General features: G+C 68.4%; 18 protein-coding genes and 2 tRNA genes. 9 read left to right on the top strand and 11 right to left on the bottom strand.

The genetic code is table 11. The annotated features are described in order from the left end of the window. The first annotated feature begins 64 nt into the window (after positions 1-64). A complete protein-coding gene (locus tag HHX40_RS20880; RefSeq protein WP_220499366.1) occupies positions 65-721 on the top strand; it encodes an NADPH-dependent F420 reductase in 657 nt (218 codons plus the stop codon). A 61-nt stretch (positions 722-782) separates the two neighbouring features. Beyond that, positions 783-1733 (top strand): NBR1-Ig-like domain-containing protein, encoded by a 951-nt coding sequence (locus HHX40_RS20875; RefSeq protein ID WP_259403805.1) that lies wholly within the window; start codon positions 783-785, stop codon positions 1731-1733. A 59-nt stretch (positions 1734-1792) separates the two neighbouring features. Here HHX40_RS20875 and HHX40_RS20870 read toward each other — a convergent pair whose 3' ends face one another. The 4 genes from HHX40_RS20870 to HHX40_RS20855 form a co-directional block, all read right to left on the bottom strand. Further along, on the bottom strand, positions 1793-2740 hold the full coding sequence (locus HHX40_RS20870) for a SpoIID/LytB domain-containing protein (RefSeq protein WP_220499365.1): 948 nt from the start codon (positions 2738-2740) through the stop codon (positions 1793-1795). A 54-nt stretch (positions 2741-2794) separates the two neighbouring features. Next, entirely contained in the window at positions 2795-3691 is an 897-nt protein-coding gene (locus HHX40_RS20865; RefSeq protein ID WP_182881925.1) for a peptidase inhibitor family I36 protein, read from the bottom strand. Positions 3692-3733: 42 nt separating this feature from the next. Continuing rightward, complete coding sequence (locus tag HHX40_RS20860) at positions 3734-4579, bottom strand: peptidoglycan-binding protein (RefSeq protein WP_182881924.1); 846 nt, start codon at positions 4577-4579, stop codon at positions 3734-3736. Between the two features lie 302 nt (positions 4580-4881). Then, on the bottom strand, positions 4882-5700 hold the full coding sequence (locus HHX40_RS20855) for a glycoside hydrolase family 16 protein (protein ID WP_182881923.1): 819 nt from the start codon (positions 5698-5700) through the stop codon (positions 4882-4884). 409 nt (positions 5701-6109) lie between these two features. Between HHX40_RS20855 and HHX40_RS20850 the strand changes: the two genes are divergently transcribed. Then, on the top strand, positions 6110-6568 hold the full coding sequence (locus tag HHX40_RS20850) for a hypothetical protein (RefSeq protein WP_182881922.1): 459 nt from the start codon (positions 6110-6112) through the stop codon (positions 6566-6568). Positions 6569-6803: 235 nt separating this feature from the next. On the opposite strand, the gene HHX40_RS20845 is transcribed toward HHX40_RS20850, so the two are convergent. Next, positions 6804-7514: a class I SAM-dependent methyltransferase gene (locus HHX40_RS20845; protein WP_117410405.1), complete on the bottom strand. Its 711-nt coding sequence runs from the start codon at positions 7512-7514 to the stop codon at positions 6804-6806. Beyond that, entirely contained in the window at positions 7483-8136 is a 654-nt protein-coding gene (locus HHX40_RS36920) for a DUF4277 domain-containing protein (RefSeq protein WP_259403764.1), read from the bottom strand. Before HHX40_RS36920 ends, HHX40_RS20845 begins: the two co-directional genes overlap by 32 nt. A gap of 641 nt (positions 8137-8777) precedes the next feature. Between HHX40_RS36920 and HHX40_RS37790 the strand changes: the two genes are divergently transcribed. After that, positions 8778-9959, top strand: a complete 1182-nt coding sequence (locus HHX40_RS37790) for a cellulose binding domain-containing protein (RefSeq protein WP_182881921.1) — start codon at positions 8778-8780, stop codon at positions 9957-9959. Between the two features lie 270 nt (positions 9960-10229). On the opposite strand, the gene HHX40_RS20830 is transcribed toward HHX40_RS37790, so the two are convergent. Continuing rightward, positions 10230-10302, bottom strand: a tRNA-Arg gene (locus tag HHX40_RS20830). 335 nt (positions 10303-10637) lie between these two features. On the opposite strand from HHX40_RS20830, the gene HHX40_RS36910 reads away from it, so the two are divergent. Next, entirely contained in the window at positions 10638-10760 is a 123-nt protein-coding gene (locus HHX40_RS36910; protein ID WP_259402020.1) for a hypothetical protein, read from the top strand. A gap of 81 nt (positions 10761-10841) precedes the next feature. Here HHX40_RS36910 and HHX40_RS20825 read toward each other — a convergent pair whose 3' ends face one another. Next, positions 10842-11357 carry a DUF4142 domain-containing protein gene (locus HHX40_RS20825; RefSeq protein WP_182881920.1) on the bottom strand — a complete coding sequence of 172 codons (516 nt, stop codon included), beginning with the start codon at positions 11355-11357 and terminating at the stop codon, positions 10842-10844. Between the two features lie 229 nt (positions 11358-11586). Between HHX40_RS20825 and HHX40_RS37785 the strand changes: the two genes are divergently transcribed. From HHX40_RS37785 to HHX40_RS20810, 3 genes are read left to right on the top strand one after another with little or no spacing between them, the layout of a single operon-like run. Continuing rightward, positions 11587-12000, top strand: a complete 414-nt coding sequence (locus HHX40_RS37785) for a ribonuclease domain-containing protein (protein ID WP_220499363.1) — start codon at positions 11587-11589, stop codon at positions 11998-12000. 8 nt (positions 12001-12008) lie between these two features. After that, positions 12009-12377, top strand: coding sequence for a barstar family protein (locus tag HHX40_RS20815; RefSeq protein ID WP_117410409.1), 369 nt, complete (start codon positions 12009-12011; stop codon positions 12375-12377). A 45-nt stretch (positions 12378-12422) separates the two neighbouring features. Then, complete coding sequence (locus HHX40_RS20810; RefSeq protein WP_182881918.1) at positions 12423-12962, top strand: GNAT family N-acetyltransferase; 540 nt, start codon at positions 12423-12425, stop codon at positions 12960-12962. Between the two features lies 1 nt (position 12963). Here HHX40_RS20810 and HHX40_RS20805 read toward each other — a convergent pair whose 3' ends face one another. Next, positions 12964-13737, bottom strand: coding sequence for an SDR family NAD(P)-dependent oxidoreductase (locus HHX40_RS20805; RefSeq protein WP_182881917.1), 774 nt, complete (start codon positions 13735-13737; stop codon positions 12964-12966). Between the two features lie 251 nt (positions 13738-13988). After that, entirely contained in the window at positions 13989-14351 is a 363-nt protein-coding gene (locus HHX40_RS20800; protein WP_259403763.1) for a nuclear transport factor 2 family protein, read from the bottom strand. 293 nt (positions 14352-14644) lie between these two features. Here HHX40_RS20800 and HHX40_RS20795 point away from each other — a divergent pair, with 293 nt between their 5' ends. Then, positions 14645-15013 carry a bleomycin resistance protein gene (locus HHX40_RS20795; protein ID WP_220499362.1) on the top strand — a complete coding sequence of 123 codons (369 nt, stop codon included), beginning with the start codon at positions 14645-14647 and terminating at the stop codon, positions 15011-15013. 235 nt (positions 15014-15248) lie between these two features. Here the strand turns inward: HHX40_RS20795 and HHX40_RS20790 are convergent. After that, positions 15249-15338, bottom strand: a tRNA-Ser gene (locus HHX40_RS20790). Between the last annotated feature and the right edge of the window lie 141 nt (positions 15339-15479).

The raw sequence follows: 15479 nt of genomic DNA, 5'->3' as shown, positions 1-15479 counted from the left end.
CGGATGGTAGGAGCCTCGTTCGTAGCGTTCCCCGGGAAGCCCCTTCGAGACAGAGGAGATCGCTGTGAATCTGGGGATCTTGGGCACCGGGAACCTCGCCGTGACGCTCGGCCGAGCCTGGGCCGCGGCCGGGCATTCGCTGCTGGTGGCAGGGCGCAACCCGGCGCACGCCCGCAGGGCGGCCGATCGGATCGGCCCTGCGGCGGAGGCCGCCGACCCCGCCGGCCTCGCGGCCCGGGTCGATGCGCTCGTGATCGCGATCGCCTGGGAAGGGCTGGAGACCGCGGTGTCCCTCGTCGGCGGCCCCCAAGGGGCGTTGACCGGCATGACCGTGATCGACTGCACCAACCCGGTCGACTACGCGACCGGTGAACTGAAGCCGGCGTCCGGCTCGGCGGCGGCACTCGTGGCTCGGACGGCTCCCGGTGCGCGCGTGGTGAAGGCGCTCCACCTGTTCGCCGGAGCTTCATGGCCATACGTGGGTCCGCGGGAGTCGGCGCCGGTCGTGGCGATCTGCGGCGACGAACCGGAAGCCCTCGACCGCGCCGGGGCACTGATCGGAGATCTCGGCGGACGGGCCGCGGTGGTCGGCGGGCTGGGCAGCGCCCGGCAGTTGGAGGAGGCCGCCGGATTCGTCATGAGGGTCGTCGCAGCGGGCCACAACCCGAGACTCGCCGTTCCCGACGTGGACCCGGCGCTCCTCCGAGCCTCGGGGTCATGATCGCGACTCCCTGAGCTTGAGCGAATACTGTGAGCGCTGTTAGCTTCACCCGGTGGACGACATGCCTGCACGGGCGAAGGCGATCGAGGACTTCGCGGCGGCACTGCGAGAACTCCGCAAATCGGTCGGCAACCCACCTTTCCGAGAAATGTCCGGCCGGTCGGGGGCGATCTCACACACGACGTTGCACGAGGCGACGAAGGGCAACCGGCTCCCCAGTTGGGAGACCACCGTCGAGTTCGTCAAGGCGTGCGGCGCGGACCCGGCCGCGTACCGCGAACGCTGGGAGAGGGCGAACCTGGCGGTCAGATCGGCGGGCGCCGGACCCGAAGCCTCCGCCGCGAACGTCGCGGAAGGCCATAGCGCGCCCAGCGCTCCCGAGTCGCGAACCTCACGGCCGGGCGGTGAGATCGCGGGCGACGTCCGGCCGGTCCCCTCCGCGCCAGAGGACCGAGGACGATTCCGGCGGATCCGCCCGGCCGCGCTCGCGGTAGCGGCCGTCGGTGCGGTGACAGCGGTCCTCATCGCGGTCGCCGTCAGTCGTGGCTCCGGGGCCGACGGGCACAGCTCGAACCCGTCCGGGAGCCCGTCGAACTCCGGGCTGTCGGCGGCCGACTGCCCGATACACGCCACCAGCCCGCCGTGGAGCCCACCCGCGCACGAGGGTGATTCGGCGAAGTTCATCGGGGACATCACGCTCACCGACTGCACGCGCGTCGGCCCCCGCCAGACCGTGACCAAGGTGTGGCGGCTCAAGAACGCCGGGACGGTGCCGTGGAAGGGATATTCGTTGCATCGCCTCGACCTCCCGCAGCGACCTGATCAATGCCAGACCGTCTCCGACATACCGATCAAGGACACACGACCCGGAGAGACGGTCGACATCCGGACCGAAATCACCACGCCGAGCAAGCCGGGCCTGTGCTACGTGCGGTTCAAGATGATGGAGGGTTCGGGACGGGTCGCGTTCCCCGGAGGCCGGCCGCTCAACTTCCAGGTCATCGTCGGCTGACGCCTGTTCCCCGCCGTACGCGGCACGGCGGGGAACAGGGGCGGACGATCTCCGGGGGTTCAGCTGAGAACGATCCCCTTGTAGTAGTACCTGAGGATCCTGGCGTAGCTCCAGCCCGCCTCGGCCTTGTCGCGAGAGCCGTTCTGCGACATCCAGTCGCCGGTGACCCAGTGGCCGCACGCCGTCGTCGTGGAGCAGTACTGCGCTTTGAAGATCTTCCCGTCGCGCGTCATCCGGATGCCCCACGTGGCGTCCACCGCGGCGTTCGTCGCCGCCGTCGCGGAGCCGGGCTTGTACATCTGGCTGGACGTGTGGTCGGTGACGTCGTAGCACTGGCCGCTCGGCGTCCTGCTCGCCGACCTCAGCGCCCAGTACCAGCCGAAGTTCTTGACGGCGATCGCCCCGGCCTTGAGGGACTCCTTCGGCCAGTGCGACCGCCACTCGTTGGGCAGGACGTTCTTGATGTAGGTCTTGAACTCCACCCGGTCCACGCGGTTGAGGGATTTCCGGTAGACGAGGATCGTCGTGGGCAGCCTGCTGTGCGTCCCGTCGGTCTTGCACCCGGTCGGCGGTGCGGAGCTCAGGAACCGGTGGGAGGCGTTCTGGTTCTTCAGGCCGGGCTTGAGGTTGCCCTTGGCGCCGGGAGCGAAGTCCTGGTAGATACTGCCGCCGTAGTTGCTGTTGAAGTAGACCCGGACGGTCTTGCCGCTGCGGTTCCAGACCGACGCGGCGGCGTTCTTGACGCACTTGCCCTTACCTGCGCCCGGACCCTTGAAGTCGAAGCAGGAGGGCTGCCGGGTGCCGTAGTCGGGGACGGACCCGGTGAAGTCCGACAGCGACCCCTTGGTGCCGCTGTTGAAGTAGTAACAGAACTCGCCGGTCTCGCACACGCCGTTGCGGGTGGCCGCCGAGGCGGGCGAGGCGGTGGCCAGCACCGTCCCGCCGAGCACCGCCGCGGCGGCCGTCGCGGCCAGGGGCGAGATCAGCCGTGCGGTTCGCGGAGACACAGTTGCCTTCCTCCTCATCAGAGATCCCGGTGCTTAATCAGGGATCCCGGCGCCCTAGCGGACGTTGTAGCCCTGGGAGATCCAGAACGAGTTCGGGTTCGGGTTGCTCAGAGTCGAGTCGCCGACGCTCTTGGCGGCCCGCGTCTGCCGTCCGGGGCGCATCTCCACGTGGGTGTGCGCTTTGTTCTCGGACGACACCCCGTGCCACGCCTCTTTCGCGATGACCTGGCCACGGGAGATCTGCTGACCCACCCGCAGCGAGGACAGCGGAGCGGAGTGCAGGTAGATGATCGTCTTGTTCAGCGAGGCGTTGTAGACGGCGATCGTGGAAAGCCCCGAGCCGCCGTTGCGCCCGTACACGACGTTGATGATCTGACCACTCGTCAGCGCGTGGACAGCCGAACCGACCCTGCGGGTGATGTCGATGCCCTCGTGCCGGCCGGAGGTGTGGACGTAACCGTCGAAGCCGCAGCTGATATAGCCGCCGCCGGCCTTGTACAGCGCGTACGACATGTTGACGCGCACCGATGACGACGGGCCGAACTGGTGGGAGGCGTTCTGGTTCTTCAGGCCGGGCTTGAGGTTGCCCTTGGCGCCGGGCGCGAAGTCCTGGTAGATACTGCCGCCGTAGTTGCTGTTGAAGTAGACGCGGACGGTCTTGCCGCTGCGGTTCCAGACCGACGCGGCGGCGTTCTTGACGCACTTGCCCTTACCTGCGCCCGGACCCTTGAAGTCGAAGCAGGAGGGCTGCCGGGTGCCGTAGTCGGGGACGGACCCGGTGAAGTCCGACAGCGATCCCTTGGTGCCGCTGTTGAAGTAGTAACAGAACTCGCCGGTCTCGCATACCCCGTTGCGGGTGGCCGCCGAGGCGGGCGAGGCGGTGGCCAGCACCGTCCCGCCGAGCACCGTCGCGGCGGCCGCCGTGGTGAGGATCCTGTTGAGCGTTCCCATGGTGTTCTCCTTCGTTGTCTGTGCAGCCTGGGTTTCGGATGGTCAGCGGCGCCGGTACTCCTCCCAGGTGCGGATGGTCACCTTCGGGCCGTCGTCCGGGCCACGGCCGGCGAGCCCGTTCAGGCCGAGGTAGTAGTCACCGATCTGGTGCTGGGCCTGGCTGGAGAGGTCGGTGTCGTTGATTGCGGCGGCGTGGATGTGCCACGGCCAGTCGGCTTGATCGGGGTTACGCACCCAGGCGGCGAAGCCGACACGTCGCAACGCGCGGACGACGGCGGTGCGGGTGGCGGAGCCCATCCCCTCGACCGAGATGTCGACGACGCCTCCGCCGTCGTGGGTGCCCGCGGACGTGGGGTCGCCGCCGCGGTTGTACGACCCCTGCAACAGCACGAGGTCGCGGCCGAGCAGCCGCTTCGCCTCGGCCAGCATGCGCCGCGTGCGGGCGTCGACGACGACGCCGCCGCCGACGGACACCCGAGCGCCCGGCCCGATGGTGCGGGTGACCGTGAAACGACCGGCTCCGAGCCTGGTGAGCGACGCCTTTCCCGGAAGTCCGTTGGCGGCGAGACCAGTGAGGCCGAGCGACCTCTGGAACTTCGTGAAGGCGACGACCGTCGTGGCGCCGAAGTAACCGTCCACCCACTTCGCGTCGAGCAGGTGCCGGTCGCGCAGCGCCCGCTCGACAAGGAGCACGCCGGCCTTGGCGCCCGGGGTCGGCCTGTCGTCGGACCGCCGCGGGTCGATCTGGGCCGCCTTGACCGTGGCCTCCATGTCCACCCTCGGAAGGGCCCTGACGTCGGCCGCCTGTGCCGCCGGCATCCCGGACGCTCCGGTCAGGCAAGCGAGCAGGGGGGCCGCGAGGGCGGCGGCGCATGGCGGCAGCTTCATCGTTTCTCCTGGTGGCGAGCGCCGGCAGGTGAGTCCTGCGGCGGGATCCACGGTTCCGGATCCCTCGCGCTGTCCACAACGAGATCGTGTTGTCAGCCTGTTCGACAGGCTCGCCGTACAGGCGTCCGTGCCGCCTGACAGGTGATTACGTGACGAGCGAGACGCCCGGGCGCCTCGAAGCGAGCGGGACGGACGCCGTTTCGAGCCCGGAGAACACTGAGGCCCGTTTCCAGGTGATCCTGGTAACGGGCCTTCTGTGATGTGCGCGGCCGAGAGGACTGGAACCCCTAACCTTCTGATTATTAGGGCTCAACGGGCCGGTAGCCCCGCACATAGTCGACCACGAACTCCTTGGGGTACGGCCCTACCCGTTCGGGCCCCTCCTCGTCGGGGAACTCGTAGATCCCGAGCATGAGCTGCATCGGATAGTCCGGGGACTGCCGGACGGTCTTGACGTGCCGGCCGTCCACGAAGAACGTCACCCGATCCGGAGTCCACTCGGCCGCGTACACGTGGAACTCGCGTACGTCGATGGGAAGGACCTCGGCGGCGAACTCGTCGGTGATCGCGGGGTCGCCGAACGGGTGGACGCCCATACCGACGGCCGCCGCCTCCGGTCGTACGTCACGCCCGAAGATCTCGCAGACGCAGATCTCCGCGGACCGCTCGGGCGTGTCCTCGAAGCCGATCATCCACAGTGCGACCATGGCACGCGGGTCGTCGGCGGCCCTGGCGCGCATCTCGATCAGCCCGTAGTGCGGGGTGTAGAGCCGCACCTCGTCCTGCGCCTCCCGCACGACGGCCCGGCCCCGCCCATGCTGGCCGACGCCGCTGCCCACAGGTCCGGAGAACACGCCCGTCTGCAGCGAGGACACGCGCATCCGGCCCTCCGTCTCCGGCGACCACGGCGGCTGGTCCTCCTCGATCAGCAGGCGCAGGCACCCGTCGCCCATCCGATGTCGGGCGGCCGAGGCGGCACGCGTCGTCCACTGGGGCAGGTAACGCGGGATCCAGCGATGCTCGTCGAGCGTGTCTCCGTCGAAGGTGTCCTCGAACTCCAGCACATAGCCGGCCTTCGTCACCGGGTCCGGCGGGTGCGTTCTGTCCACGGCTTCGCTCATACGGCAATCCTGGCGCGACTGGGAAACCTGAGCGTATCTCAAGCAAGCCGACGCCCAAACGTCAGTCGGGAAGGCACACCCAGATGCTCTGGCAATCCCCGAAAGCGTGGAGACATTTCGATGCGGCGATGGCCTCCTGAGCCCTCGCCTTGGCCGCTTTTCGAGCAGCTGTAATCCGTTGTTACGCGGCGATCAGGCACTGGGTCGCCCGCGCACCCCAAGAGGTCCTCCAACACCTCGGGGCCCGGCGAGCTGGTGCGAGGCCGCCTGGGCTCTCGCCGCGATACGGGGCACCGGCCTTTCGGCCAGGCCTTTCCCGGTGCCCATTGCCGGGAAGTAAGGGATAAGCCAAGATCGATGGGTGATCCGCTGCGGCATGCGCCCCGGTCCGCCATCGGAAGGTAGACAAGTGATCAGGTCTGTTACGAAGGTCGTCGCCGTGACGGCCTTGGCCGTCGGCGTTCTCGCGGCCAACCCGGCATACACGGCGTACGCGGCCTCCTCCCCCTACACCCCCGAGGGCGTCTGCGGGGCGGGGTTCGCCCGGGTGAAGGACGGCTCCCGTCCCCTCAAGTCCGGACGTGACACCTTCGGCTATGTCTACCTCATGTACAACCGCAGGACCGGTTACAACTGCGTGGTCAGCATCAAGACCGCCTTCTACCGGACCGCCACCTACACCACCGCCACCCTGACGGTGAAGGGCAGCAAGCCGAAGACCGACGCGGGCAAATTCAAGTACTACGCCGGGCCGGTCAAGGTGAAGGCGCGCGGCAAGTGCGTCTCGTATTGGGGCAGCACCCGAGACACCCGGCTGGACTTCGCCGAGGCGACCGGTGGCCGCAAGACCTTTGGCAACTGCGGGTAGCGAAGCCCCAAGCGCCGAGGCCACCCAGAGAAGGCCGAGCTGCTCGCGGCCAAGCGCGGCTGTTGTCAGCAGCCGCGTTGGCAAGAGCGCTCCGTTGGAGCGGGGGTCGACCTCTCATACCGAGAAGCGGATATCGGATGAAGGCTCCGTTCACCCAGATCGGGCCTTGACCGCACCGTGATCCGGGGCGACAGGTGCTGCACCTGCTCTATCGAGTTCGCCAGTACCTGGACACCTAAGTTCTGCGTGCGAGAACAAGCCGGCAGCGCGGGCTGCCATCTTCGCGTCGGCCAAGGGCCGTCAAAGGGACTGTCGTCACGGTGAATCCGGCTGCTGTCAGGTCATCGCGGACCGCGTGCAGCGGGCAGGTGCCGTAGTACATGACGAAGGGGGGACGCCACACGGCATTGCGTACCTGCATGGCAAGGTCGAATCCGAGCAGCGCCCAGTACCAGCCCGACGTGATGGGGGGCGGCGCGACGATCGGGAAGGCGAAGAGCCCGTCAGGCCGTAACGCGCGGTACACCCCGGCGAACAGCGAGGGCCGTTCGGCGGGCAGGAAGTGTCCGAGCGCTCCGAAGCTGACCGCGAGGTCGAACGCCCCGGCGAAGGGCAGGGCGCGAACGTCGGCCTGTACCCACTCAGCGTCCGGGTGCGCCCGGCGCGCCTGGGCGAGCATGCCGGTGCTGAAGTCGACGCCCGTGATCCGTCCCTGGCACAGGGGGTTGAGGATCCGCATGCCCGCACCGGTGCCGCAACACACGTCCAGTCCCTTCCCGAACGGCCCGAGCGGACGCAGAGCATCGGCGGTTGCGTCAAGAACGCTATCGGGGGTGCGAAAAGGCGTGTGTTCGAACTTCGGGGCGAGCAGGTCGTAGCCGCGCTCGACCGAGGACAGCGCCTGGACCACCAGTTCACGCAGCGACGGGCCTTGAGGCGAGAACACCAGCCAAGGGTACTTCCTCGGATGCCGGGCGGGCCGGCCGCGGGAAGTCCCGGCCGCGGTAGTTGCCGACCGGTGGCGGGTGATCGCCAAGGCGCCGGTGCGTACGGACTGCTGGACACGCACTCCGCTCCACCTCCACAGACTGTTGGCCGAATCGCGGGCGGGCGAAGGCGGGATCGGCATCGTCGTAGTCGCCGTGCAACCAGATGGAGGTCATGTCCCAGTGCAGGCGCGTCACGTCCAGGCCGAACGCCTCGATCGCGGCCAGCCCGACCGACCCGGCCAGCAGGTCCAGATGCGGGGCGATGGCATCCAAAGCGCGGCCGATGCGGTCATCGTTGAGCAGATCAGGCTCGATACCGAAGGCCTCGCCCACCGCCCAGGCACGCGCCCACTCCTGCACGTGCACCAGCGGCGCGGGTGAGGTCAGCCGGTTGGCCACCAGCACCTCGATCACCTGCCCACGAGTCAGCTCCGCGACATCCCGCACCGGGCAGGCCGCATCCGCCAACTCCCGGATCCGTAACCGCGCACAAAACCCCGCGATAACCGGCAACGCCCCAAGCATCTTCTCGACACTGGCCCCGCCCCACTGCGCACGCCGTCTCACCGGCCAGGTCATACCGAAACAACGATCACCACAGCAACCCAGCGATCTCCAATCAACCCGACCTGCGGAAAATGGGGCTAGCCGCTCTCACTGCCGAACAGCATCCGCTCGTCACGACGTGACAGATGCCTGCGATGTGTTTGAGGCAGCCTGCGTTGCGTCAATAGACGCTCCAGGAATCTGGTCCCGACCATCCTCAAGGTCACACGCAGCTGCTGACCGCGCCCGCATCTTCCTGGCCAACCGTGCGGCGTACACCTTGCGCTGTGGCCGATCACGGTCCACCAGCACTGAGGGGCCGGTCCGGGAGATTGAGTCCGTTCCGCCCGCAGCCCACGGGATCACCCTCACGTAGGGCGTCGCGTACACAATTCGAATCTAAAACGACACGGCCGCGATTCCGAACAACAACAGGATCCGACTTCACAGCGCGCCCGCGGCGCCCCATTGACCGTTCTCCCCGAACGCTGGCACGAGGTTGTCCAGGCGCATCCAATGATGAACGCATATCGATGATCGAATCCGTAGTATGGGACCGCCTTTGTTGAGAGTTCGCTTGTTGAAGCCGTCCCCCGGAGGCACCAATGACCCACCAACCTGTCATACCTGTACCCGAGGCTGCCCCCACCCGGCCTCGTCCGCGTGCGCGCTCCGTGAGCGTCGTGCTCGCCATGCTGGCCGCCGTGGTCGCCGGCATCGGGCTGGTCGCCGGCACTGCCGGTGCGGCGACCATCCAGTCCGCAGTTCCCGCAGCGGCCACCCCCACGACGAGCAGCACTGCGGGCGTCCTGCCGACCCCGAGCACGACGCCGACCATCTGCCCCACGTCGCCGACGGCGCTCATTCCATGGGGGACGGCGAGCCCAGCCGTGGCCAATGGCGACACCGTGCCGCCCACGCCGCACGGCGGGCCGGTCTTCACCGAGTGCGGACCGACCGTCGTGGTCAGCTGGGCGCCCGCCACCGACAACGTCGGCGTGGTCGGCTACTACATCCTGCGCAACATCAACCAGTCCGAACAGTTCTACCGCTACTTCGTGACGGGCACCTCGTTCGCGGTCAGCCACGTTGAGGGGCACGAGGTCTACACGGTCACGGCCGTGGACGCTGCCGGCAACGCCTCCGGACTTGGCCAAGCCACCACGGGATGCTGGTCGGCGTCCTGCCTGCCGCCGTCGCCGTCGCCGTCGCCGTCTGGTGGGTACCCGTACGGCTACCCCGGCAATCAGATGCTGACGGTCAACGGGTCAACCGCCACCGTGAGTTGGGCCGCGGCCGGCAGCGTGCCTGTCGTGAGCTACCTGGTAGGCCACCAGTGGTACGAGGTCGGCGGGACGGTCCACGCCGAGTTCGTCACCGTTCCGGGCACCACGACCAGCCAGACCCTCAGCATCGCCACCCCCGGCCTCCATACTTTCTGGGTCAGCGCCCTGGACGCGGCGGGCAACATCTCGCCGGCGCCCAACACTCTCGACTACGGTGTCCCCGTGCCGAGCCCGACCGTGCTCCCACCCACCAGCTGCACGGTCACCTACACCATTAACAGCCAATGGCCCGGCGGGTTCCACACCGACGTGAAGATCCTCAACACCGGCAAGACCACCGTCCACGGCTGGCGGCTCACCTTCACCTTCGCCAACGGCCAGACGATCTCCCAGATCTGGAACGCCGTCCAAGTATCCAACGGCGTGTCCCCCACGGTCGCCCACGCCGACTGGAATCCGGACATCGCGGGCGGGGCCACCGTCTCCTTCGGATTCATCGGCACCTGGACCGGCACCAACTCGCGGCCCGTGGAGTACGCGCTCAACGGGTCGAAATGCTCAGCCGCCTGACCGGCGCAGCGGAGGCGTCGGCGCATGCACTGGCCGTAACGGGAACAAGCCCCATCGTCAGAGGAAAGCCGTCGAAACGTCAGGGACCGTCTGCGGCACCGGACCAAGGAATGGCACGGTGTGCTGTCGGCCTGCGAGACTCTGTGGGAAGGCATCGGGAAAGATCAACCGGAGTCAACGGCTGACGGCCGGACATAGCCGGACACCGGCAACTGATCTGGAACACGAGAAAGCCCAGGTCATCGGCTGATGATCTGGGCTTTCGTGCTGCGCGGCCGGGAGGACTCGAACCCCCAACCTTCTGATCCGTAGTCAGATGCTCTATCCATTGAGCTACGGCCGCCTGGCTGCCTGTTCACTTGCTGTGCTCGGCAACGCGTGTAACTCTACCAGACCCCTCACCCCTGCTTGCGCCAATAATCCGCCCTGCGCACGGTCAAGCCGACCCGTACGCGGGGACCGTCCGCGCACGGCAGGAGCCGGTCGGCGAACGGGCTGGCCGGAATCGGCCGCATGGCTACCTTGGTGCGCCCCCGATGCGCACACTGGTCCTCGGGGGACCCTTGCCACGCCATCACTCTCCGTGACGGATATGACTTCGTGGCGACAGGAGAGGCGTGCCCGGGGTATATGAGCAGGGCACGCAGGCGGACACCGGGCCGCCCCGCGGGAGGGAACGTGAACGAGCCACCAGGCCCGCCCGGCAGGCGGTACCGCCTTCGCGGGCTCGTCGCGGCCGTGGTCGCGGGTCTGGTCTTCTGGGCGCTGGTCATCTGGCTGGTCGTGGCCTTGTTCCGGTGAGAGCCGTCCCCGCGGGAGCCGGATCGCTCAGGGGATCGGGGACGTGCCGGCCAGGAGACCCGCCCCGGCCGGCACCGGCCCTCACCCGCCACGCTGGATGCTCTCCATGAGGTCGAGGTGCTCCTGCACCACCGGCTTGGTGTCCCGGGCGAGCTGCCGCACCTTCTCGGAGGAACCGGTCGACGCCTCCTTGTCCAGCGCCACCAGGGTCATACGGTGATCCTCGACCTGCGCCGGGACCCAGGCCCGGTCGAACGCGGCGCCGCTCTTGGCGGCGAACTTCCGCAGTTCGGCCTGCTGCTTCTCCGTCGGCTGGCCCGGCAGGTCCACCCCGTACTCCGCGGCGACCTTCGTGACCTGCTCGTCGAGGGTGGTGTGGTCCTTGACCAACCGGCTTCCGGCGTCCTTGACGGCCTGGCTTCCGGCCTGCTTCTCGGCGGTGTGGCCGCCCTCGATCTCCGTGAGGTTGTCCTGATGCGCGCTGACCAGGAACGCCTTGTCCTGGTCGCTGGCATCCGGCGGCGCGGCGTGTGCGGCGGTGACCCCTGACAGCGGCGCGATCACGGTCGCGACCGCGACGATGAGCGATCTCAGCATCGGATCCCCCGATCCTCGCCCGACGGCGAGCACCGGTGATCGGTACTCGACCATCCGGGCATACTCGTTGTCAGGTGTCATACCCACCGGCCCGTTCACGGGGAACCGAGCGTGTACGGCGGCGCGGCCGGGAGTTCACCATACCTTTGGCGATCTTTACCTTGGTTCGGGCCGAATTCGGGGTGATGCTGGCGATTGTCCATCCCCCTCGCCTCTGCAAGGAGGTCTCGTGCGGACTCCGCGACGCTTCCGGTCGTCCTGGCCGGCCCGGTTCATCGCCCTGATCGCCGCCGTCGTGTCCCTGACCACGGTGACCGGCACCGTTCCCGCCAGCGCGGCGGTCTACGGTTCCTGCACCATCTCGCGCTGCGCCGACGCGCGCTCGGCCAACGCGATCTGGGCCGGGAAGGGATACCCGACCAGCGCCGGCTGGTACTCCTGGCCGGATGGCAAGTACAACTACACCGGCGGCCGTTTCTACAACAGAGAGGGCCAGCTGCCCAGTGGCGCCACCTACTACGAGTACGACGTGTACTCCCGGGCCCGCGGCGCCGCGCGGGACGCCTACCGGATCGTCGTCAACCGGAGCACCGGCGTGACCTGGTTCTCGCCGAACCACTACACCGACTTCTACCGGCTCTAGGGATCCTTATGACCTCCGCCCCGCGTCCGCTGCCCGAATGGCTCACGATCACCACCGGCCGGGCCCCGGCGGTCGTCGACGGGCGGGCCTGCCGTACCCGTGCCGCCTTCTTCGCGGAGGTGGCACGGGTGCTGCGCCTTCCCGGCTACTTCGGCCACAACTGGGACGCGCTGACCGACTCGCTGCGCGACATCGGGAACGTCCATCTGGTCGTCGAACACGCCGGGGACCTGCTCGCCGCCGAACCCGCCGAGCAGTTCGCCACCCTGCTGGCCGTACTGGCCGGGGCGGCGGAGGACGGGCTGACCCTGACGCTGTGCACCGACTCCGCCCACGAGGCGCCACTCCGCCGGCGTACGGCCGAGGGCCTCGCCTGACCCTTCCGCGGCCCGCACCGGGCTGCCCGCTGCGAGAATCGGCGAATGCTCCTGGAAACGCCACGGCTGTTCCTGCGTCGGTTCCGGCCGGAGGACGCGCCGGCGTTCGCCGCCTACCGCTCCGACCCGGTGGTCGCGCGTTACCAGAGCTGGACCGCCCCCGTTCCGGTGGAGTCGGCCGTCTCGCTCGTCACCGCGTTCTCCTCGCGGGACCCGGAGGAGCCCGGGTGGTTCCAGTACGCCGTGGCGCTTCGGGCCGAGGAGTGCCTGATCGGCGACGTGGGGGTGAACCTGCACGAGAACCGGATGCAGGCGGAGCTGGGCTTCACTCTCGCCGCCCGATGGCAGGGCCGGGGGTACGCCACGGAAGCGGTGCGGGCCGTACTGCGCGACCTGTTCGAGCGGCGCGGCCTGCGGCGCGTCTCCGCCGAGTGCGACGCCCGCAACACGAGCTCGGCACGGCTCCTGGAGCGAGTGGGCTTCCGGCGGGAGGGGCTGCGCCTCCAGCACACCTGGTTCAAGGGCGAATGGACCGATGATCTCCTCTACGGTCTGCTCGCCGACGACTGGAAGAACCGCGCGTGACTCATGCCTCCTCGGGGTCGCGTCCGAGCACCGACCGTCCGCCGTCGACGGGAACGGTCGCGCCGTTGACGAAGCTCGCGTCGGCGGAGAGCAGGTAGGCGACGGCGGCGGCCACCTCCTCCGGACGGCCCACCCTGCCGAGGGGGTGCAGCAGTCCCATCTCGTTCTCGATCCGCTCGGCCGCCGCGGGCTCCTGGCGGCGGAGGAACGCCTCGTACCGTTCGGTGCTGATCGAGCCGAGGGCGACGGCGTTGACCCGGATGCCCCGCGGGCCGTAGTCGACGGCGAGCGCCCGGGTGAGCCCCTCGGTCGCGGCCTTCGCCGTCGCGTACGTCAGGGAGCCGCGCACCGGCCGCTGCGCCTGGTGGGACGAGACGTTGACGATCGCCCCGGCCGTACCGGCGTCGAGGAAGCGGCGGATCGCCGTCACGCAACCGGCGACCACGGGGTTGAAGTTGGCCCCGATGAGAGCCAGGAGCTCCCTCGCCGACGGCGAGTCGAGCGAGGCGGCGCGGAAGACGGCGGCGTTGTTGACCCAACCGGCGAGCGGGCCCGCCGCCTGCGCCAGGTCGGCGGCCCGTTCCGTGACGGTCTCGTCGGCGGCGTCGCCTGCCACCGCGATCAGCCGGGAACCCGCGGGGTGAGTACGGATCCACTCAAGCGCGGCCGGGTCGAGTTCGATCACGGCGACGGTGTTCGCGTCGCCCAGGAGTCGCTCGACGATCGCCCGGCCGATGCCCCGCCCACCCCCGGTGACAACGTACGAAGAGCCCACAACGCCCCCTCCATCGAAGTCACCCCGGGTTGAGGTGTGTACCTGTGATCATTCGACCATGGCACATGAAGAACGTCGCGCACTACCAGCGCCTGCCTGATGTCGCCCAGTTCCTTGAAGCCGGGTTGTCTTGGACGGTCGTTCAGCCCTCGTCGAGCCGATCGGCATCGATGACGTAGCCGCGTCAGTGGTCTTCGCGGAAGAGGGCCAGGAAGCCTCGCTCCAGCTCCTCCTCACCTGTGGCCGAATCGCTAGACCGCGTAGATGGGGGCAAGATCGACGAATATGCGGTAGTCGGAGATCAGGCCGTCGTCGCGGGTGCGCCAGATCGACACGGCTACGGCGCTCGCGTCCTTGCCGTCGAGCCTCCGATAGGTCACCTCGGTCTCGGCGATGACGTCGGCGTCCACCTGCCAGGTACGGACGACCCGGTGCCGCAGGCCGCCGATGGTGGAGTAGAACTCCCGGATGCCCGCGACGATGGCCTCACGTCCCGCCAACGGCTCGGCGTTGCCGAACACCAGCGTGGCGTCCTCGGCCAGCAGCAGCCCGAACTCGTCGGGATCGAACGAATCCACTGATCGGAAAACGCGTAGCACTGCATCGTCGGACATGCCGGTCCATTCTCACGCAGACGGGATCACTGATGCGGACGATACGGGGCGAAGGATGGCGTACAACTAGCGCAAGGGTGTGGATCTTGTTGCCGTGCCCCGGATCGGAGACCTGTCTCAGGTCGCCAGGCCGCAGCAGTGGGCAACTACCACTCGAGCGGGCCGTGACCTGCGTGGATGCGCACACCTGCCTCTCCGGTACGGCACCTCCAGCTACCTGGGCCCGGTGAAACTGTCAGGGCCGCCGCGTAGCCTCGCATCGACGTTCGGCGCCGACAGCCGTAGGAGAGGGCATGGACAGCAAGATCGTCTTCGAGGACGTTGCGCCTGTGATCCCCGTCCGCAATCTGGCCGTCGCGCTTGAGCGTTACCGTCACCTGGGGTTTGCGGCGCGGCAGTCCGATGAGGACCCTGGATACGGGTTCGTCGCTCGGGGGCCGGTGTCGCTCCATCTCACCGAGTGGAACGAGCACGACCCTGCGCGCACCGCTGCGGCCGTGTACATCTATGTTTCAGACGCCGATGCCCTTCACGCCGAATGGGGCGCAGCGGGCGTCGCCGGCCGCCTCGGCGAGCCTCACGACACTCCATACGGACTTCGGGAGTTCGGCTATGTCGACCCTGACGGAACACTGCATCGCGTCGGCTCGCCCTTGCCGTGAATCACGTAATCGGCTCTCCCACTTCGCCGGACGGCCACCCGACGGTGCCGCGTACACGAACACGCCGGCGACTCACGACTACATCGCCAGTCCCAGGTGAAGGACGCGAGCGAGCGCATGGGGGCGGCCCTGTGGGGCGAGGACCGAGGACAACTGCAACCAGAACTGCAACCAGAGGCCCTTTGGAGATCAAAAAGCCCCTCTCGCCAACGAGGGCGAGAGGGGCTCTGAACTGCGGAGGCTCGGGGATTTGAACCCCGGATGGGCTTAAGACCCAAACCGCATTAGCAGTGCGGCGCCATAGACCTGACTAGGCGAAGCCTCCTGGGAGCGCTGCTCAGCACAGCGTACCGGCGATCGCGCAACGCGGCAAAGCGGATTGCCGGGTGGGGCGTGGCACCGTCTCGACCACCCGCGTCGCGGCACCGGAGCGGGCCCGCTCCGGGCGGGCTTCGGCGGGGCTGGA

The sequence above is a fragment of the Microbispora sp. H10949 genome, assembly GCF_014161435.1.
In the GTDB taxonomy this organism is placed as follows: Bacteria; Actinomycetota; Actinomycetes; order Streptosporangiales; family Streptosporangiaceae; genus Microbispora; species Microbispora triticiradicis.
This window is presented reverse-complemented; position numbering and strand designations above follow the sequence as displayed.

Coding starts and splice junctions, on each gene's coding strand:
- HHX40_RS20875 (WP_259403805.1), top strand. CDS start 783: ATGCCTGCACGGGCGAAGGCGATCGAGGACTTCGCGGCGGCACTGCGA.
- HHX40_RS20865 (WP_182881925.1), bottom strand. CDS start 3,691: ATGGGAACGCTCAACAGGATCCTCACCACGGCGGCCGCCGCGACGGTG.
- HHX40_RS20860 (WP_182881924.1), bottom strand. CDS start 4,579: ATGAAGCTGCCGCCATGCGCCGCCGCCCTCGCGGCCCCCCTGCTCGCT.
- HHX40_RS20855 (WP_182881923.1), bottom strand. CDS start 5,700: ATGAGCGAAGCCGTGGACAGAACGCACCCGCCGGACCCGGTGACGAAG.
- HHX40_RS36920 (WP_259403764.1), bottom strand. CDS start 8,136: ATGACCTGGCCGGTGAGACGGCGTGCGCAGTGGGGCGGGGCCAGTGTC.
- HHX40_RS20825 (WP_182881920.1), bottom strand. CDS start 11,357: ATGCTGAGATCGCTCATCGTCGCGGTCGCGACCGTGATCGCGCCGCTG.
- HHX40_RS20815 (WP_117410409.1), top strand. CDS start 12,009: ATGACCTCCGCCCCGCGTCCGCTGCCCGAATGGCTCACGATCACCACC.
- HHX40_RS20810 (WP_182881918.1), top strand. CDS start 12,423: ATGCTCCTGGAAACGCCACGGCTGTTCCTGCGTCGGTTCCGGCCGGAG.
- HHX40_RS20800 (WP_259403763.1), bottom strand. CDS start 14,351: ATGTCCGACGATGCAGTGCTACGCGTTTTCCGATCAGTGGATTCGTTC.
- HHX40_RS20795 (WP_220499362.1), top strand. CDS start 14,645: ATGGACAGCAAGATCGTCTTCGAGGACGTTGCGCCTGTGATCCCCGTC.